The organism is Thermodesulfobacterium sp. TA1 (assembly GCF_008630935.1).
GTDB lineage: Bacteria > Desulfobacterota > Thermodesulfobacteria > Thermodesulfobacteriales > Thermodesulfobacteriaceae > Thermodesulfobacterium.
Map to the genome: position 1 here is coordinate 197869 of NZ_CP043908.1, position 18348 is coordinate 216216.

Sequence of the window (18348 nt, forward strand, 5' to 3'; positions counted from 1 at the left end):
GACTTTAACTTATGATGAATTATTTTAATTTAAAAAAAATTATAAAAGGAGGGAGTTATGGCTGCAAGGTTAGAGCTTTATAAATGTAAGGTATGTGGCAACATAGTGCTGGTGATGCATGGGGGTAAAGGTCAGTTGGTATGTTGTGGGAAGCCTATGGAGCTGCAAAATCCCAATACAGTAGATGCAGCCCTTGAAAAACATGTTCCGGTGATAGAAAAGGAGGAAGAGGTCTATAAGGTAAAAGTAGGAAGTGTGCCACATCCTATGACAGAGGAGCATTATATAGAGTGGATTGAGCTTCACACCGATGATGACAGGGTTTACATCAAGTTTTTAAAACCAGGAGAGGCTCCTGAAGCGGTATTTGAGGTCAAGGCAGGGAAAGTAATCGCTAAGGAGTGGTGCAACCTTCATGGATATTGGCAAAGTTCTTAATATAACAACCAGGCTATAAAACCAGGAGGTGAGGTCTATGTCTGAAAAACCCAAAAAATATAAATGTAGTAGATGCGGTTATATCTATGACCCAGAACAAGGAGACCCTAAGGGAAATATTCCTCCAGGAACACCTTTTGAAAAACTTCCAGACAACTGGAAATGCCCAAGATGTGGTGCTCCGAAGAATTTATTTTTGCCTTTACCAGATTAACAAGTAGTTAAAAATTTAAAAGAGGTTGCTTTATGGGAAAGGATCCTAAAAAGGATAAAAAATATAGGTGTAAGTGTTGTGGCTACCTTTATGACCCTAAAAAAGGGGACCCTTCAAGGTTTGTGTCTCCTCCAGGGACATGCTTTGAAGAACTTCCTGAAAGTTGGACTTGCCCTCATTGCGGGGCAAATAAATCCTCTTTTAAAGAAGAGGAAGGAGGTTTTTAAAGTTTTGGATTAATACCAAAAAATCCTATCAGGAGGTGAAAGATGAAGAAGTATAAGTGTAGTGTTTGTGGTTATGTGTATGATCCTGCAACCGGAGACCCTGATAACGGTATACCTGCGGGTACTCCATTTGAAAGCCTTCCTGATGACTGGACCTGTCCTGTTTGTGGAGCAGCTAAGACTGATTTTGTACCAGAAGATTAAACCTTTTTGGTTTTAAAAAGGGAGGTAAAACCTCCCTTTTCGTTTTTTAAAATAAATCTTTTTAAGAGGTGTTTTTATGTCTAAAATAGCATTTTTTGCTTTTAAAGAAGAACCTATGTGTTTTATTCATGTTTTGTTAAACGCTCTGGATTCAGCAGAGAAGGGGTTTGAGGTAAAGGTGGTTTTAGAAGGTGCTTCTACTAAATTAGTGCCTGAACTTTATTCTGAAAAAAGCATGTTGTATAATCTTTTTCAGAAAGCTTTAGAGAAAGGACTTATAGCAGGTGTTTGTAAAGCTTGTGCTCAAAAAATGGGAACTTTAGAGATAGCTAAAGAAAAGGGGCTTGAGGTCCTTGAAGACATGTATGGACATGCTGGTATGGCAAACTTTATAAAACAAGGGTATACTATAATTACACTTTAATAGAGATTTTTCCTAATTCAAAATAGGAGGGGAGGTATGGATCCGGTAAAGATTAAAGAGGAAATTTATTGGGTAGGGGGTATAGATTGGCATATAAGAAATTTTCATGGATATACTACGATTAGAGGTACTACTTATAATGCCTATCTGATAATAGATGAAAAGATAACCCTTTTTGATACGGTAAAACATGGCTTTGAGGAGGAGATGCTTGAGCGTGTTTCCAAAATAGTTTCTCCTGAAAGGATAGACTATTTAGTGGTAAACCACATAGAGCCTGATCATGCAGGTGGTTTTAGTTATATTGCTCAAAAGATAAAGCCTGAAAAAATTTTTATTACTAAAAACGGAAAGGCAGGGCTTTCTGCCTATTTACATAACTTAGACTTTCCCTTTGAAGAGGTAAAAACAGGACATGAAGTAAAGATAGGGAAAAGGACCGTAAAGTTTATAGAAACCCCTATGATCCACTGGCCTGATAGTATGATAAGCTACATACCAGAGGAAAAACTTCTTATTTCTCAAGATGCCTTTGGTCAGCACTACGCAACCAGTAAAAGGTTTGATGATGAAGTAGACCCTTGTGTCTTGATACAAGAAGCAGCTAAATATTACGCCAACATTGTTTTACCTTTTTCTCCTCAAGTACAAAAATTACTTAAAACTGTAAAAGACTTAGGGCTTAAAATAGAAACCATTTGTCCTGACCACGGTGTGGTTTGGAGAAGTAAGGTTAAAGACATTTTAGACCTTTATGAAAAATGGAGTTCTTACCAGGCTGATGAGCGGGTGGTTATAGTTTATGACACTATGTGGAAAAGCACTGAAAAGATGGCTAATGCCATCGCAGAGGGTGTGTTTAAAGAAGGAGTGGATGCAAGGATGTTTAAACTTTCTACCTCAGACATAACAGACGTTATGACTGAGGTTATGCTTGCTAAGGGAATAGCCTTAGGAAGTTCAACTCTTAACAACAACCTTCTTCCCACTATGGCCTCTTTTTTAACCTACATGAAAGGGCTCAGACCAAGGAAAAAGGTGGGATTAGCCTTTGGTTCCTATGGATGGAGTGGAGAGGCAGTAGGACAGTTAAACGAGTATTTAAAGGAGATCCAGGCTGAGGTTATTCATGAGGGTTTAAAGGTTAAGTATGCACCTACTGAAGAGGTGCTCAAGACCTGTGAAGAATTAGGAAGGCTTTTAGCTCAAAAAGTAAAAGAGGGATAAAAAGAGGTGTATTTTGACAGGTTTTTATCAGACTTCGCTTAAAAAGAGGGTCCTTAAAATTTTAGAAGAGGACCCTCTTTTTAAGGCTATAGAAAACATAAAAGGTCTTCCTTCTACAAAGGTCGTAAGTGTTCTTATCGGGGCTTTTTTGCATAGAGAAGAGGTGGTAAGATGGAAGGCCATTGCCTGTTTTGGGGTGATTACTAAAGAAATTGCGGATAAGGATTTAGAAAGGGCAAGGGTGGTAATAAGAAGGCTTATGTGGATGTTAAACGAAGAGTCAGGAAGTATGGCCTGGGGTGTGCCTGAAGGTTTTGCCGAGGCAATGTTTCACTCAGAGGTTTTAAGAAAAGAATATCTCTCTATTTATGTCTCTTACCTGTGGGACCCTAAGGAGGAAAGAAAATATAAGGCAGACAATTATTTAGAGTTTCCTCCTGCCCAGAGAGGGGTTGTTTGGGGTATAGGAAGGCTTGCACAGGCTAAAAAAGAAGACCTTCTGGAAAGAAAGGCACATTTGTATGTATATCAGCATCTTTTTTCGCAAGACAAGGTGGTAAGTTTTTTAAGTCTCTGGTCCTTATCACAGTTCTCTTCTGATTTGTCTCAAATAAACTTAGATCCAATACCGGTAAAAGAGCGCTTGGAAAGGTTCAGACAGGAAGGTTTTAGAATACTTATGTTTGATGGTCATGACATAGGATATAAGACAGCCGAAAGTTTGGTTTTTAGGGTTTAAATTTTTAAAATTTGTTTTATATTTATGTCGCTATGAAAATGCAGACTCAAGCTTATAAAAACATAGATTTTGAAAAGGTATTAAACTATTTTTCTGAGCAACTTGAGGATTTAAGGGGGTGTCTTTGACCCTGCTTCTATCAAGAAGCGTCTTTCTCAGATAGAAGAAACCTTTCAGAAAAGTGACATCGATTGGGACTCCCCAGCTACTAAAAACCTTCTTAAAGAACGTGCAAGCCTGATAGAAAGGTTGAACCTTTTTGAAGATTTAGAGAAAGATTTTGCTGGTATTTGCGAGTGGTATGCCCTATATAAAGAGGAGAAAACCCCTGATTTTTTAGAATTTCTTTCAGAAGAAATAGAACAATTTGATAAAAAATTAAAAACAGAAGAAAGTAAGCTTCTGCTTTCTGACGAGTATGATTATTCTTCTGCTATTTTAAGTATACATGCAGGCACCGGAGGCACAGATGCCCAAGATTGGGCCTATATGTTGTTAAAAATGTATGTTAAATGGGCTGAAAAGAAGGGATTTTCGGTAAAGGTAGTAGATAGCCTTCCTGGAGAAGAGGCAGGTATAAAGAGTGCTGTGGTTTTGGTAGAAGGTCCTTGGGCTTATGGTTATCTTAAAGGAGAAAAAGGTGTACATAGATTGGTTAGGATTTCTCCGTTTGATGCTAACGCAAGAAGACATACCTCTTTTGCTTCAGTAACGGTTATTCCTGAGATAGAAGAAAACATAGAAATAGAAATAAGGACTGAAGACCTAAGAATTGAAACCATGAGGGCAGGAGGTCATGGAGGTCAACATGTAAACAAAACAGAGAGTGCAGTAAGGATTACACATATTCCTACAGGTATAGTCGTTACCTGTCAAAACGAAAGAAGTCAGCATCTTAACAAGGCTATTGCTTTAAAAATATTAAAATCAAGGCTGTATCAATTAGAAAAACAAAAGCTTGAACAGAAAAAGGAAAGCCTGATTGGAGAAAAAAAAGAAATAGGTTGGGGGAACCAAATTAGAAGCTATATCCTTCATCCTTACCGGGTGATAAAAGACCATCGTACTCAATTAGAGGTTTTTAAAGTAGAAGATGTATTAGACGGGGAGATCGACGATTTTATAAGAGAATATCTTTTATGGGAAGCCAAACAAAAACTTAACCATAAAAAATAAGGGGTGTTTTATGAAACCATTAAAAGCCTTGGTAATGTTAGAAGACGGGACCTATTTTTGGGGAAGGTCTTTTACGATAACTGGAGAGACTTTTGGGGAAATAGTTTTTAACACCGGTATGACGGGATATCAAGAAATCCTTACCGATCCATCTTATTATGGACAGATAGTAACGATGACTTATCCTCTTATTGGGAATTATGGCATCAACTTTGAGGATATGGAAAGTGATAGAGTTCAAGTAGCAGGATTTATCGTAAGGGAATATCAGCCTTTTTATAGCAACTGGAGGGCCAAAAAATCCTTAGGTGAGTGGTTGACAGAAAATAAAATTTTAGCGGTAGAAGGTATAGATACCAGGGCTTTAACCAGGCACTTAAGGCTTTATGGTTCGATGAAAGGAGGAATAACCACAGAGACTTTAGATCCCAAAAAGTTTTTAGAAAAGGTTAAAGAAAGTCCTGATTACGTAGGAAGAGATTTGGTTCAGTATGTTACCTGTAAAGGACCTTATTACTATGGGAAACAGGGAAAAGAAAGTCTCTCTCATTTTAAAGGAGAGGCTAAGTATAAGATAGCGGTCTTAGATTGTGGCCTAAAGTTTAATCAGTTAAGACTTTTTGTAGAAAGGGATGCAGAGTGTTTGGTTTTTCCTTGTTATACTTCTGCTGAAGAAATACTTTCCCATAATCCTGACGGTATTTTCCTTTCTAATGGCCCAGGAGATCCGGCTCCATTAAAACATATCGTCCAAACAGTTAAGCAACTTTTAGGTAAAAAACCGATTTTTGGTATTTGTTTAGGGCATCAAATTTTAGGACAAGCTTTAGGAGCTACCACATATAAACTAAAGTTTGGACATAGAGGGATAAACCATCCGGTTTTAAACCTTATCAACAAAAGAGTAGAAATTACCTCTCAAAACCATGGTTTTTGTGTTAAAAAAGAAGAACTTCCTAAGGATACAGTGCTTACCCATGTAAACCTAAATGATGAAACCCTTGAAGGTATCTTTGTCCCAGAACTTAGGGCTATGTCTGTGCAATACCATCCTGAAAATGCACCAGGACCGCATGATTCAGTCTATCTTTTTGACAGCTTTCTAAAACTAGTGGAGGGAAAGATTGAAAATATATACCCCTAAGGATTTTCCACTACCTTTTGAAACAGCCATTACCATAGGAAGCTTTGATGGGATTCACTTGGGACATAAAAACCTGTTTAAAGAAACTGTTGCTCTTAGTGCAGAATTAGGTGTAACCCCTCTATTAGTTTCCTTTGACCCTCATCCCAGAACGGTTCTTTTTCCAGAAGCAAACTTTAAACTTTTAACTACTTTTGAGGAAAAATTAAATTTACTTTCTCAGCTAAACATAGAAAACATAGCCATTATTCCTTTTTCTGTTAACATTTCCCAGCTTACTCCAGACCTTTTTGTACAAGAATATTTGGTTGACCAGCTTAGGGCTAAAGGGGTAGTTATAGGGTTTAATTTTAGGTTTGGAAGAAAAAGAGAAGGGGACCCTGGATTTTTAAAAACCTTGGGAGAAAAATTTGGGTTTGTAGTAAGGATAGTAAATCCGGTAATGGTAGACCATACCCCGGTTTCCAGCACTTTGATAAGACAAACGATAGAAAAAGGAGATATAGAAAAGGCTAATCGTTTTCTTGGACACTATTATTTTTTGATAGGTAAAGTAGTAAAAGGACAAGGTATAGGTAAGGGTTTGGGTTTTCCTACAGCTAATATTGAAGTACCTAAAAATAAATTATTGCCTCCTCCCGGAGTTTATGCAGTCTGGGTTTATTATCAAAATCAAAAGTTTAAAGGAGCGATGAATATAGGCTTTAGACCTACTTTTGACCAAAAACAACTTGCAATTGAGGTTCACATTTTAGACTTTAATCAAGAATTATATGGCAAACAAATAAAAGTAGAGTTTGTAAAAAGAGTGAGAGCAGAAAAAAAATTCCACTCTGTAGAAGAGCTTAAAACTCAAATCACCCAAGATTGTCGTTTAATAGAAAAATGTTTAACTTAGCTCTTTTTTTCTTTTTTTAACATTTCTATAAATTGGTCGTAAACATTGACCTTTCTACCTATTTTTTTAGGAACATTAATACCTCTTTTTCTTAATTCGTTTACGATTTTGTTTACTTGAAATTTACTAATACCTAAAACTTCTGCTATTTCAGAAGCACTCATTTTGGCATAGTTTTCATACACAAATTTTACATCATCTACTGTAATAAATCTACTCCTTTTTCTCATTTTATCCCCTCCTATATAAAAGTATTATACATAAATATATAACATAAAATTAAAATTAATCAAGCTCTTAATATAGATGATTTTTAGATTTTTATTTTTAGCTTATCTTTGGTCTTGAAAAAAGGTTTATATGTAATATTAAAGTTAAGTTTTGTTTTCTTTTAGTATTGTTAAATTGTTTATCGATTTTATGTCTTGTTATAGATAATTTTTATCTCTTTCTTTTGTTGGTATAGTGTCACTTTTATTAGGTAAAAATTTTTTTGAAAAGTTTATGGTAGTCCCTAATTTAACCTCCATTAAATTCTCTAACCTCCCTTAGTCTATCTCTTATCTATTTTTTTTAACATCAAGTATAAGAACCTCTCAGCCGCTTCTTCCTCTAAAAATACCTCTACCACCTTCACCCTCCTTTTTATCTCTTTTGCTATCTTCTCAAAGCCTGGTTCGTTGCACTAAGCAAAGCTTTTACTTCCTCATCACGCAGCTAAAGTCCCTTTCCTGAGATGAGGCATCCTTAAGCTTTTTACTTACTTATACTTTTTTCCTTAAACATAAAGTTTTTCAAAAGGTTTTGAAGTAAGCTCGTTGAGCGCTTTATGGGACAAGTTTAAAATTTTGAGGAACCTACCATGCCCTTTATTATTCTTCAAGGCTTTACACGATTAATTGAAACACTACCGGTGAATGTAGATAATACTTTTAGACCCCTTGTCCAGGGGTGCATAATATGGTTAAATATTTAAATGAAACATTAGGTAATACAACTTAAAGAGATTATTTAAAGCAAAAATGGTGCAGAAGGTTGCCATAATTTTTGATGAAATATTTTTAAAGCATGACCCTGGCAATTTTCATCCTGAAAAACCTGAGAGGCTTAAAATTATTTTAGATAGATTAAAAGATGAAGGTTTAAAATCAAGGATAGAAATTTTTTCTCCTGAAAGGGCAACAAAGGAAGAAATTCTTTGGAACCATTCTGAAAGTTTGTACCATCTTATAGAAAATACCAGGGGAAAAGGGTATTTCCAAATAGATGCCGATACAGTAGCTAATGAATATTCGTTTGATGCTGCCTGTTATGCGGTGGGAGCTCAAAAAACCGGATTAAAGCTTCTGTTTGAAGAAGGTTTTAAGTATGCGTTTACTTTGGTGAGGCCACCAGGGCATCATGCAGAAAAAGATCGTGCTATGGGTTTTTGTCTTTTTAACAATATAGCCCTTGCAGCACATTATGCAAAAAATCTCTATGGAATTAAAAGGATTTTAATCATAGATTTTGACCTTCATCATGGAAACGGGACACAAAAATCTTTTTATTACACAGATGAAGTATTGTTTTTTTCAACCCACCAATATCCTTATTATCCAGGAACAGGCAATTACAATGAAATAGGAGCTGGTTATGGTATAGGATATACTATAAATGTACCTTTAAAGGCTGGTTGCGGAAATGATGATTTTATCTTTTTTTACCAAAGTCTTCTTAAACCTATAGCTTTTCAGTATAAACCCCAACTTGTGCTTATTTCTGCAGGGTTTGATTGTATGATAAACGATCCTTTAGGAGATTTTGAGGTTACCCTTGAAGGGATTGCAAGGATTACCGAGTTATTTAAGGAAATAGCTTATAATTTTGCAAACGGGAAGATTTTATTTACTTTAGAAGGGGGTTATAACCTTAAAAATCTTTCAGAAGGTATCTTCACGATAGTTCAAAAGTTGGTAGAAGAAGAGGTAGTTTATCCTTTTTCTGAGGTTTCTCCTACTTCTTATGCCTTGGACCTTTTTAGAAAAATAAAAGATATGCTTACTTTTAAAGGAATTTGGGATGTCTAAATAAACCATCATGGAAGAAAGGATTTTTGAGTTTAAGGTAGAAGAATTAGAAGTTGGTAAAAGGTTAGACCTTTTTTTGAAAGAAAAGCTCCCAGATTTAAGTAGAAGCAGGTTGCAAGAATTGATCGAGGCCTCTTTAGTTCAGGTAAATGAAAGAGTAGTAAAACCAAGTTATAAAATAAAACTTCAGGATTTAATCAGGATTAAGGTCCCTACCCCCCAACCTTTAGAACTTAAACCTAAGGATGTGCCTTTTGACATCATCTATGAAGATGAACATATAGCGGTTATTAATAAACCTTCTGGGGTGGTCGTTCATCCAGCCCCAGGACATCAAGACGATACCTTGGTTCATGGTTTGTTAAAAAAGCTTCAAAACCTCTCAGAAATAGGAGGAAAAATCCGTCCTGGGATAGTCCATCGTTTAGATAAAGATACTTCAGGAATTATGTTGATAGCTAAAAATAATCATTCCCATAGAGAATTGGTAGAGGCATTTAAACAAAAACAGATAGAAAAAACTTATATTGCTATCGTGTATAAACATCTCAAACCTAAACAAGGAAGGATAGAAACCTTTATAGGTAGACATCCGGTACACCGGAAAAAGATGGCTGTTTTAAAAGAAGGCAAATTGGCTATTACTCTTTACGAAGTTAAAGAGTATCTTTATAAAGCCTCTTTGGTATTGGCTAAACCGATTACAGGAAGAACCCATCAACTAAGGGTTCATTTTTCTCACTTAGGTCATCCTATCTTAGGAGATCCTGTTTATGGTGGTTTAAAAACTGATGTACCTAAACCTCAAAGGTTGATGCTTCACGCCCTTCGTATAAAATTTTTACACCCCAAGACCAATCTGGAAATGGAGTTTGAGACCCCTATTCCAGAGGATTTCAAAAACTATCTCACCTTGCTTAAAAAATGAAAAAAATAGCCATTACCGGTGGGGTTGCTACAGGGAAGACTACGTTGCTTCATCTTATAAAAGAGTTGGGGTTTCCTATTTTTTCTTGTGATGAAGTCGTTAAAAGTCTTTATTTACAACCTGAAATAACTCGAAAGATTTTCGGTTTGTTTAAAACCTTAGATAAAAAGGAAATTCTTAAAAAAATTTTAGAAAATGAAAAAACCAGGAAGGCTTTAGAAGAGATTTTACATCCATTAGTAAAGGAGGAACTCGTAAAGTTTTCAAAGACCTGTGAGCAAAAAGGAGAAAAAGCTGTTTTTGTAGAGGTTCCTCTTTTGTTTGAATGTGGTTGGGAAGATATGTTTGACGAGGTTTGGGTGGTTTTTTGTTCAAAAAAGACCCAGGAAGATAGGATAAGGACGAAGTCTTCCTACCCAGACTTGATGTTGAAGCTGGCAAACCTGCAACTTCCTTTGGAAGAAAAGGCCAAAAAGGCTAACAGGGTTTTTTCCTCAGAAAAGCCTATAGAGGTGCTTAGAGAAGAGATAAAAGCTATCTTAAAGGAGTTTCAATAAGTCGCAAACCCTCTTCTGTATATCCATGAAACATATATGAGTCTCCTAATCTTTTTACCTTAACCTCATGAAGTCTTATAGCCTCTTTTAGACATTTTAAAGGTTTACCTTCTACGGCAGGAATACCTTCTTTATCTCCTATAATAAGGGGGCCTATCATATAACAGACCTCATCAACCAACCGCTCTTTTAAAAAACTCCCATGGACCTTGGCTCCACCTTCTACCATCAAAGAATTTATACCAAATTCTAAGCATTTCTCCATAAGAGCCTTTAGGTCTATCTGCCCCTCCTTTAGCGGAAGCTTCCAAAGGATAACCCCTGCTTTTTCAAAGATAGCTACCTTTTCTGAAGGAACTTTTTCTTGGCAAGCTACGATAGTCTGAGCCTCGTTCAAAGTTTTGAAAACTTTATAATCTAAGTTTAAGCTAAGATGAGTATCGAGAATTATCCTTATGGGGTTTTTGCCTTTATTTAACCTGCAGGTAAGGAGTGGGTCATCTTTTAAAACCGTATTTTTCCCTACAAGGATAGCATCAAACATACCCCTTAGTTTATGGGTATATTTTCTTGCCTCTTCTCCTGTAATCCATTTAGAATCTCCGGTAGAAATAGCGATTTTTCCGTCTAAGCTTGCGGCTACTTTCATCAAAACCCAAGGTCTTTTCCTTAAAACCCTGCTAAGGAAAAACCGAGTCAGTATTTTTACTTCTTTTTCTAAAACACCGGTTTTTACCTCAATTCCTTTAGAAGAAAGAAATTCAAGCCCACCTTTAGCGATAGGGTTTGGGTCTCTTATTCCACAGACCACCTTTTTAATACCACTTGATAAGATTTTTTGGGTGCAAGGAGGGGTTTTGCCGTAGTGATTGCAAGGTTCTAAAGTAACATAAAGTATTGCCCCTTGGGTTTGACCTTTAGCCTTTTCTATGGCTACTACCTCAGCATGAGGACCTCCATAGCGTTGATGATAACCTCTGGCTATTACTTCCTGGGTAATAGGGTCTACCAAAACCGCTCCTACTACTGGATTAGGGGAGGTATAACCCAGCCCTTTTTTGGCTTCTTTGATAGCGAGTTTCATGAGAAATTCGTCAGAAAGCCTCTTCATTTTTACTTTCTTCTAGGTTTTAAAGAGGAGATGTAAAGAAAGGTTTGTAATTTCATCCAATTTATTTCTTTTTTTTCGGTAGGTTCTTTAGCTTTTTCCTTTGCAAGTTTAATTTTTTCAGCTACTTTATTAAAGTATTCGTCAGGGATGTTGATAGGCCCTTTTTTTATTTGGTTTAGATGGAAAAGAAGGGTAGAAAGTTTTTTGATTTTTGAGTAAGCATCTTGAAGGTCTTCTTCTAAGAGTTCTTCCAATTTAGAAATCTCCTTTCTAAGCTCTACTTCTTTAGGCAAAAAGCCTGCGTTTTGTAGTATTTTATAGACCACTCTTAAGTCTTCAGGAATAAAGGGATTTTCTTCAAGTTTCAGAGGTTTGCCTTTAAGTTCGAGGTTGTCAAACTCTCCGTTTTCCATAGCTTCTCTTATTCTTTCTTCGGCAAGCCTTTTAAAAATAAGAAGGCTCATGGTTTTATTTAAGCTATTTTTTGTTTTAAAGCTGGTTTAGTTTTGTCTCTGCTATTCCTTTTAACACCTCATCTTTTACTTGATTAAGGGCTTTTTGATAGTAATCCTTAGCTATTTGGGTTTTTCCCAATTTTTCTGCAGCCCTCCCTAAGTCTAATAGAATAAGATCCTGAAGTTCAGGATATTTTTGGTCTATTTTTTGGTATAATCCAAAGGCTTTTTCCCAACTACCTTGGGATTCTGCTATTTTAGCCTCATAATACCAGACAAGGCCTTTTACTTTTTCTGGATAGGTTTTTTTTAATAAGTGAAGGATTTCTTGGGTTTTATTAAAATTTTTTTGTTGATAGTAATAATCTGAAAGAATTAAACCAGAGACTACACCTGCAGGGGTGTTGGGATATTTTTGTTTTATTTGCTCTAAAGAGGCTATTAAATTTGGGCTTTGCACAGCCTTGATAAGCTCAAAGGCAGCCTCCTTTTCTTTTTTGGCTAAGTAATACCTAATTCCACCCCATAAACCCCCTAAGGCTACAAAGATGACGATCCCAACTAAAATGAGTCTTAAATAACGGTCAAAAAAGTGTTGTAGTTTCTCAGAATAATATAAAAGTTTGTCCCCTAAGTTCATAGCTTATCCCTCAAGCCCTCCAAAATAGTCGTCCCAGTTAAAAATAAGTGGTTCCTCTCCTTCTTTAAGGATTTGAAAATCTTCTACCTCACCGATTACTATTATATGATCTCCTGCCTTACATTCTCCATAAACCTCACATTCAAAATAGGCTATGGCTTCTTTTAATACAGGCATTCCGTTTAACGAAAAAGTATAGGGGATGTTTTCAAACTTGTTAACATTTTTTCCGCTCTTAAACCCAAAGTGTTTGGCAAGGTCTTGTTGGCTTTTCCCTAAAACATTAATACAAAAAAGCCCTGATTGTTTGATAAGCTCATAGGTATATCTTAGGGGAGCTATAGACACAGCTAATAAACGAGGTCTAAAAGAAACTTGAGAAACCCATGCAGCTGTCATTCCGTTTATTTTATCGTTAGCTTTAGAGGTAATAATAAATACACCTTGAGGTATATATTGAGATAAAATTTTTTGGACTCCCATTAGTTGTCCTCCGATTTGATTTTTTAAGTCTTATTATTCAATTTTACTATAAAATTTAGAAAAGAAAAATCAAATTTAAGAAGAAGTTTTATTAAAGGATTGGTGAAGGGAATTAAAGTAAAAACAGATCAAAAGTTAGAAATGCCGGGGGCGGGAGTCGAACCCGCACGGGGGTGAACCCCAGTGGATTTTGAGTCCACCGCGTCTGCCAATTCCGCCACCCCGGCGGAAAAATTCTCAAAACCTATTTTAATAGAGTTTGAATTTTTGGCAAGACCTATTATACTTATTGAAAAAAATCTTTTTAAAAGAAGGGGTGATATTATGGCTGGACATTCCCATTGGGCTCAGATAAAAAGAAAAAAGGCTGTACAAGACGCTAAAAGAGGTCAGATGTTTACAAAGTTAATTAGAGAAATCATCATTGCGGTAAGAACCGGAGGAAGTGGAGACCCAGAACTTAATCCAAGGTTAAGGACAGCCATCCAAGCAGCAAGAGCAGCTAATATGCCTAAGGAAAACATAGAAAGAGCCATCAAAAAGGCTTTAGGACAAGAAGAAGGAACCAATTATGAAGAAGCGATTTTAGAGGGTTATGGACCAGGAGGAGTGGCTATTTTAGTGCATGCTATTACTGATAATAGAAGAAGAACGGTCTCTGAGGTAAGACATATCTTTAGTAAAAATGGTGGTAACCTTGCAGAGCCAGGAGCGGTTTCTTGGATTTTTGAGCATAAAGGATTGATAGTAGTTCCCAAAAAAGACGAAGAAAAGGTCCTGGAAATAGCCATAGAAAAAGGGGCTGAAGATACCAAAGAATACGAAAGCGAAATAGAAATCATTACTGAGCCCTCTCAATTTGAAGAAGTGAAAAAAGCCTTAGAAGAAGCCAGTATAGAAATCCTTTCTGCTAAACTTACCTTGGTTCCAAAAACTCTTGTGCCTATCTCTGACGAACAAACCGCCAGCACTCTTTTAAAACTGATAGAGGCCCTTGATGATAATGATGACGTCCAGCAAGTTTATGCTAACTTTGATATCCCAGAAAATATCATGGAAAAATTGAATAGATGAAAATTTTGGGGATAGACCCAGGTATAAACCATTTAGGTTATGCTTGCTTAGAAAAAGTTTTGCAAGGATTTCAGGTCAAGGCTTGGGGGACAATTAGTCCCCCTGAAGATTTTAGTCTTCCCCAAAAACTGGCTTTTATTTTTGAGGAGCTTAAACAAATTATTATTACTTTTAATCCTGATTTTTTAGCGGTAGAGGAGGTGTTTACCCGCGGTTCCGGAAGTTCTACCTTAAAGCTTTCTCAGGCCCAAGCGATAATCTTACTTCTTTCTGGGCTATACAATCTAAGAGTAAAAACTTTTAATCCTAAGGAGATAAAAAGTTTTTTAACCCAAAACGGGAATGCCAAAAAAAAAGATATGATGAACCGAATTAACTTGTTAATCCAACAAGGATTTCTTTCTTTTGCAGAGAAAAGTGAAGGGATTAAGTTAGACTCACATAGGGTAGACGCTTTATCCGTTGCGCTTTTCCTGTCTTTTGAAGTCGGGGGTAAAGGTTGTTTTTCTGTATAAACGGGGTTTTAAGAAGTGTTTTTCCTCCTAACAAAGTGATCCTTGAGCCTTTACCTTTTTTTAGTGTTGAAGTTTTTGTTCCTTTAAACTTAGTAGAAGTGCTTAGAGCCAACTTTATTAACCAAACCGTAAACCTTTATGTGGTTAGTTTTATCAGAAAAAACGAATTTTTAGAGCTTTACGGATTTTTAGATAAGGAGACCCGAGACCTTTTTATAAAACTTAATACCCTTTCTAAAATTGGGCCTAAGCTTGCGTTAAACTTACTTTCTGTTTTTTCTCCCGAAAGGTTAAGACAGGTAGTTCTCGAAAAACAGTGGAAAGAACTGGCTAAGGTACCTGGTATAGGACCTAAAAGGGCAGAAAAACTTTTTTTAGACCTGAAAAACCTTTTTTTAAAACCAACCTTTAAAGGAATGACCTTGCCTCCTGAAAAAGAAATGGTCCTTGAAGAGGCTAAAGCTTGCCTTTTATCTTTAGGTTTTGGTTCTAAAGAGGTAGAACCGATTCTGTATAAGGTTTTTGAAGAAGGAGATACCTTAGACGAGTTGGTTAAAAAAGCTTTAAAAGAATTAGCCCCAAGTCTTAAAGAAGAAAGTTTTGAATAAGAACGTCGGAAAATATTTCGGAGGTTTAAAATGGATTGGGAAAAATATTTTATTAGACCTGAAGAGGCGGTTTTAGTTATAGTAGACGTACAAGAAAAATTGGTTAAGGCTATGGAAGAAAAGGTAGTTTCAAAAGTAATAAAAAACATTTCTATCCTTATAGAAGTTGCTAAGGGTTTGGGTATTCCTATAATGATTACTGAACAATATCCTAAAGGGCTTGGTCCAACCATAGAAGAGATAAAAACGGTTCTTCCAGAATATACTTCTATAGAAAAAATAACCTTTGATTGTTGTGGAGAACAAAGGTTTTTAGAAAGTTTAGAGGCTTTTGGACGCCGTAAGGTAATCCTTACAGGGATGGAAACCCATATTTGTGTTTATCAAACCGCTTTAAGCCTTCTTAATAAAGGATATTGTGTGTTTTTACCTAAGGATGCGGTATGTAGCCGAAGGGAGGAAAACTGGAAAACAGGCCTTCAACTTAGCATCCTTGCAGGGGCTCTGCCTGTTGATACCGAAACCATTACTTTTCAACTTTTACAAAGAGCAGGAACCGAGGAGTTTAAAAAGCTATCTGTTTATTTTAAATAGGTTTTTGTCTATTAAAAAAGAGAAAGGAAAAAGTTATTGGAACTATAGATGAAGACGAATAGAAGAAGTGTTTTAAGACTTTTTTCTTTAGGGGTTTTAGGGTTTTTGACCTATGGGGTTTTTAAAAACCTTACCACTTTATCCTCTCCCCCTCCTAAGAAGGTTTGGATTTCCTTTGAAGAGATCGAAAAGGCTAAAGGGATCCTTTTTAAGGATAGTTTTATTATTTTAAAAACCGAGGGAGAGGTTCGGGTTTTTTCTAGAAGATGTCCACATTTAGGCTGTTTGCTTAACTATTCTTCTGAAGAAAGCTTGATTGTTTGTCCGTGTCATCAGAGCAAGTTTAACCTAAAAGGAAAATTTCTTTCAGGTCCTGCTAAAAAAGATCTTCAAACCTATAATTTTAGGCTTAACTCTAAGGGTTTAGAGGTTGAGGTTATTTAACCAGGATCGTTGTTCTAAAATAAATCTTTTTATAGCTAACCTTTCTTTGATAAGCCTTTTAATCTCGATTTTATCAGGTATAGTAGTAAGCTACCATTATTTTTACACCGACCCACTCTATAGTGTAATCAGGTTAGAAGCTACAGTCCCTTTTGGCAGATTTTTTAGAAATCTTCATTATTTTTCTTCTCAGATAGCTTTGGTATCCACCTTCTTTCATATGATAGACAGCCTTTTAAAGGGATGGCATCATAGAAAAAATTTTATCTCTTGGTTTTTTTTGGTTATAAGCTTTGTGGTCCTTCTTTTTTTAGTTTTTACCGGATATGTCATCAGGTTTGATGAAGTAGGAAAACTTGCAGGCAATATAGCAGAAAATCTTTGCTTAAGTATACCTTGGATAGGTAGTTTCCTAAGAGACCTAATTTTTCCTATCTCTAAAGGAGGTCTTTATAGAGTTTATTTAGCACATATCTATGGTTCTTTTCTCTTGGCTATCGGACTTTTTGTCTGGCATACCTCTCTAAAAAGGATTTTTAGTTTAGCTTATGTGCCTTATCTTTATTTAAACCTTATTTTATCTTTATTTTTATATATGCCTCTTGAAACCGAGAAAGGAAAGTTCTTGGTTACTGGACCTTGGTTTTTCTTAGGAGCTCAAGGCCTTTTAAAATTCTTCCCTCCTTTATCGGTCCTTGGTTTCCTTTTTTTGGCGTTGATTTTAGTTATTTTTTTAGGATTTAAACCTTTAAGAAGGTTTAATCCCTGGATGATGATTATCTTGATTTTATGGAGTATGGTTTACCTTATCTTTAGCCTTCTCATCTACAGAGATGCCAATTTTTAAAAAATTTTTAAAAACGAAAACCTTTTGGTTTTTAGCCGGTTTAATCTTTTTGATGGTTTTATATTATAAGGAAACCCATAGAGAAAAAAAAGAACCTTTTAGGTTAACCTCAGGGGAAGTAGAGTTATGTGTAGCCTGTCATCAAGAGGTGGTCCCAGAAAAGGTTCACGAGAAAAAAATTCTCGGCTGCGCTTATTGTCATTTAGGAAATCCTTATACCTTAGATTTTAAAGAAGCCCATAAAAGACTAATAAAAAATCCAGGAGACTTAAGGTATGCCCACCTCACTTGCGGTCAACCAGGCTGCCATCCTACAGAGATAAATCAAGTTAAAAACTCACTTATGGCTACCAACCACGGGATGATAAGACGGTTGCTTGAGGTTTTTGAAGAAAAAGAGATTTTATCTCTGTATCCTAACCTAACCGTAGAAAAACTTTACCAAAAAGAGGTTTATTATAAGACCCGAAATAGTTTAGGATTAGACTATTATAAAAAGCTTTGTGGTAGCTGCCATCTTTGGTTAGAAAAAGGAAAACTTCCTTATTTTTTAAAGGAAAAAGGAGGCGGTTGCACTGCTTGTCATTTAGTAAAACCTGAGAAGGAAAATAATTCGCAAAAACTACATCCTAAGCTTGTAAAGTATCCTCCTATGGAAAACTGCGTGCGGTGCCATAACCGTAGTGGAAGGATAGGGTTTACTTATCAGGGACTTTATGAAAACGAACAAGGAGGTATTGGGGACACGGTTTGGATTGATGGAAGGTTGTTAACCCGGGTTTCTCCTGATGTGCATTTTGAAAAAGGCTTAGCTTGTATAGACTGCCATACCAAAGAAGAAGTTATGGGAGATGGAAATTTTTATGAAAACCTACACCAAGCCTTAGAGGTAACTTGTGAAACCTGTCATGATGGAACCGGGATTACCAAAAAAGGAAGGAGGCTTAAAAATTTTAAGAAAAAGGGCTCCCAAGTGTTTTTAGAAACCAAAGAAAAAAGTTCGTTGCTTTTAATAAAAAAGCCGGTTAAACCTTGTAGAATTTATTATCATAGGCGTTTAACCTGTGTTAGTTGTCATGCTAAGCATATTCCAGATTGCTATGGTTGCCATATAAAGTATGACCCAAGGGATACTCATTTAGATAAAGTTTTGGCTAAAGAAACCAAAGGACTTTGGATTGAGCATGAGTCTTATCGAAGGCTTACTTCTCCTACTTTAGCTGTAGAGGGCAATCAAACCATAGTTACCGTTACCCCTGGTTGACAAGACTTTATTACCATCCTCTCAGAAAAAGGAGAGGTAAAAAAAGAGATTAAAAGCCTTTCTTTTGC

At 36.1% G+C, this 18348-nt stretch carries 26 protein-coding genes and 1 tRNA gene; 20 read left to right on the top strand and 7 right to left on the bottom strand.

Going from position 1 to position 18348, the window contains the following annotated elements; translation table 11 throughout:
- Positions 1-57 precede the first annotated feature (57 nt).
- From F1847_RS00960 to F1847_RS01005, 10 genes are all read left to right on the top strand, one after another.
- A complete protein-coding gene (locus F1847_RS00960; protein WP_150071248.1) occupies positions 58-438 on the top strand; it encodes a desulfoferrodoxin in 381 nt (126 codons plus the stop codon).
- Positions 439-475: 37 nt separating this feature from the next.
- Positions 476-652: a rubredoxin gene (locus F1847_RS00965; RefSeq protein ID WP_150071249.1), complete on the top strand. Its 177-nt coding sequence runs from the start codon at positions 476-478 to the stop codon at positions 650-652.
- Between the two features lie 32 nt (positions 653-684).
- Entirely contained in the window at positions 685-879 is a 195-nt protein-coding gene (locus F1847_RS00970; RefSeq protein WP_150071250.1) for a rubredoxin, read from the top strand.
- Between the two features lie 42 nt (positions 880-921).
- Positions 922-1083: a rubredoxin gene (rd, locus tag F1847_RS00975; RefSeq protein ID WP_150071251.1), complete on the top strand. Its 162-nt coding sequence runs from the start codon at positions 922-924 to the stop codon at positions 1081-1083.
- 76 nt (positions 1084-1159) lie between these two features.
- Positions 1160-1507, top strand: a complete 348-nt coding sequence (locus F1847_RS00980) for a DsrE family protein (RefSeq protein ID WP_150071252.1) — start codon at positions 1160-1162, stop codon at positions 1505-1507.
- A gap of 36 nt (positions 1508-1543) precedes the next feature.
- Positions 1544-2734, top strand: a complete 1191-nt coding sequence (locus F1847_RS00985) for an FprA family A-type flavoprotein (RefSeq protein WP_150071253.1) — start codon at positions 1544-1546, stop codon at positions 2732-2734.
- A gap of 13 nt (positions 2735-2747) precedes the next feature.
- The gene (locus F1847_RS00990) at positions 2748-3473 is read left to right on the top strand and encodes a DVU0298 family protein (protein WP_150071254.1); all 726 of its coding nucleotides are present in this window, start codon (positions 2748-2750) and stop codon (positions 3471-3473) included.
- Between the two features lie 32 nt (positions 3474-3505).
- Positions 3506-4649 (top strand): peptide chain release factor 2 gene (gene prfB / locus F1847_RS00995; RefSeq protein WP_240702805.1). Its coding sequence is split into 2 segments (ribosomal slippage): positions 3506-3598 and positions 3600-4649, totalling 1143 coding nucleotides; the frame shifts between segments, so codons are not numbered across the junction.
- Positions 4650-4659: 10 nt separating this feature from the next.
- Positions 4660-5793, top strand: coding sequence for a glutamine-hydrolyzing carbamoyl-phosphate synthase small subunit (carA, locus tag F1847_RS01000; protein WP_150071256.1), 1134 nt, complete (start codon positions 4660-4662; stop codon positions 5791-5793).
- A complete protein-coding gene (locus F1847_RS01005; protein ID WP_150071257.1) occupies positions 5774-6691 on the top strand; it encodes a bifunctional riboflavin kinase/FAD synthetase in 918 nt (305 codons plus the stop codon). The genes carA and F1847_RS01005 overlap by 20 nt, the downstream gene beginning before the upstream one ends.
- Here F1847_RS01005 and F1847_RS01010 read toward each other — a convergent pair.
- Both F1847_RS01010 and F1847_RS09480 read right to left on the bottom strand, forming a co-directional pair.
- Positions 6688-6921, bottom strand: coding sequence for a helix-turn-helix domain-containing protein (locus tag F1847_RS01010; protein ID WP_150071258.1), 234 nt, complete (start codon positions 6919-6921; stop codon positions 6688-6690). The two genes, F1847_RS01005 and F1847_RS01010, sit on opposite strands and share 4 nt — an antisense overlap.
- Before the next feature lie 323 nt (positions 6922-7244).
- Positions 7245-7328, bottom strand: coding sequence for a hypothetical protein (locus F1847_RS09480; protein ID WP_370516782.1), 84 nt, complete (start codon positions 7326-7328; stop codon positions 7245-7247).
- Between the two features lie 385 nt (positions 7329-7713).
- On the opposite strand from F1847_RS09480, the gene F1847_RS01020 reads away from it, so the two are divergent.
- The 3 genes from F1847_RS01020 to coaE are packed head-to-tail and all read left to right on the top strand — an operon-like array spanning position 7714 to position 10245.
- Entirely contained in the window at positions 7714-8760 is a 1047-nt protein-coding gene (locus F1847_RS01020; RefSeq protein ID WP_240702807.1) for a histone deacetylase, read from the top strand.
- A 10-nt stretch (positions 8761-8770) separates the two neighbouring features.
- Entirely contained in the window at positions 8771-9688 is a 918-nt protein-coding gene (locus F1847_RS01025) for an RluA family pseudouridine synthase (protein ID WP_150071259.1), read from the top strand.
- Positions 9685-10245: a dephospho-CoA kinase gene (gene coaE / locus F1847_RS01030; RefSeq protein ID WP_150071260.1), complete on the top strand. Its 561-nt coding sequence runs from the start codon at positions 9685-9687 to the stop codon at positions 10243-10245. Before F1847_RS01025 ends, coaE begins: the two co-directional genes overlap by 4 nt.
- On the opposite strand, the gene ribD is transcribed toward coaE, so the two are convergent.
- From ribD to F1847_RS01055, 5 genes are all read right to left on the bottom strand, one after another.
- On the bottom strand, positions 10223-11356 hold the full coding sequence (ribD, locus tag F1847_RS01035; RefSeq protein WP_150071261.1) for a bifunctional diaminohydroxyphosphoribosylaminopyrimidine deaminase/5-amino-6-(5-phosphoribosylamino)uracil reductase RibD: 1134 nt from the start codon (positions 11354-11356) through the stop codon (positions 10223-10225). The genes coaE and ribD overlap by 23 nt on opposite strands.
- A 2-nt stretch (positions 11357-11358) precedes the next feature.
- On the bottom strand, positions 11359-11820 hold the full coding sequence (locus F1847_RS01040; protein ID WP_150071262.1) for a DUF1992 domain-containing protein: 462 nt from the start codon (positions 11818-11820) through the stop codon (positions 11359-11361).
- 25 nt (positions 11821-11845) lie between these two features.
- Complete coding sequence (locus F1847_RS01045; protein WP_150071263.1) at positions 11846-12451, bottom strand: tetratricopeptide repeat protein; 606 nt, start codon at positions 12449-12451, stop codon at positions 11846-11848.
- Between the two features lie 3 nt (positions 12452-12454).
- A complete protein-coding gene (locus F1847_RS01050) occupies positions 12455-12934 on the bottom strand; it encodes a flavin reductase family protein (RefSeq protein WP_150071264.1) in 480 nt (159 codons plus the stop codon).
- Between the two features lie 142 nt (positions 12935-13076).
- Positions 13077-13161, bottom strand: a tRNA-Leu gene (locus F1847_RS01055).
- Positions 13162-13258: 97 nt separating this feature from the next.
- On the opposite strand from F1847_RS01055, the gene F1847_RS01060 reads away from it, so the two are divergent.
- Genes F1847_RS01060 through F1847_RS01090 form a run of 7 tightly spaced genes read left to right on the top strand, consistent with a single transcriptional unit; the run spans position 13259 to position 18280 of the window.
- Positions 13259-14008, top strand: coding sequence for a YebC/PmpR family DNA-binding transcriptional regulator (locus F1847_RS01060; RefSeq protein ID WP_150071265.1), 750 nt, complete (start codon positions 13259-13261; stop codon positions 14006-14008).
- Positions 14005-14523: a crossover junction endodeoxyribonuclease RuvC gene (locus F1847_RS01065; protein ID WP_150071266.1), complete on the top strand. Its 519-nt coding sequence runs from the start codon at positions 14005-14007 to the stop codon at positions 14521-14523. Before F1847_RS01060 ends, F1847_RS01065 begins: the two co-directional genes overlap by 4 nt.
- Positions 14508-15131 (top strand): Holliday junction branch migration protein RuvA, encoded by a 624-nt coding sequence (gene ruvA / locus F1847_RS01070; protein ID WP_150071267.1) that lies wholly within the window; start codon positions 14508-14510, stop codon positions 15129-15131. The genes F1847_RS01065 and ruvA overlap by 16 nt, the downstream gene beginning before the upstream one ends.
- Before the next feature lie 30 nt (positions 15132-15161).
- On the top strand, positions 15162-15725 hold the full coding sequence (locus F1847_RS01075) for a hydrolase (RefSeq protein WP_150071268.1): 564 nt from the start codon (positions 15162-15164) through the stop codon (positions 15723-15725).
- A gap of 48 nt (positions 15726-15773) precedes the next feature.
- Positions 15774-16169 carry a ubiquinol-cytochrome c reductase iron-sulfur subunit gene (locus F1847_RS01080; protein ID WP_150071269.1) on the top strand — a complete coding sequence of 132 codons (396 nt, stop codon included), beginning with the start codon at positions 15774-15776 and terminating at the stop codon, positions 16167-16169.
- Positions 16156-17016, top strand: a complete 861-nt coding sequence (locus F1847_RS01085) for a cytochrome b N-terminal domain-containing protein (protein ID WP_150071270.1) — start codon at positions 16156-16158, stop codon at positions 17014-17016. The genes F1847_RS01080 and F1847_RS01085 overlap by 14 nt, the downstream gene beginning before the upstream one ends.
- Positions 17003-18280, top strand: coding sequence for a hypothetical protein (locus tag F1847_RS01090; RefSeq protein ID WP_168194230.1), 1278 nt, complete (start codon positions 17003-17005; stop codon positions 18278-18280). The genes F1847_RS01085 and F1847_RS01090 overlap by 14 nt, the downstream gene beginning before the upstream one ends.
- Positions 18281-18348 lie beyond the last annotated feature (68 nt).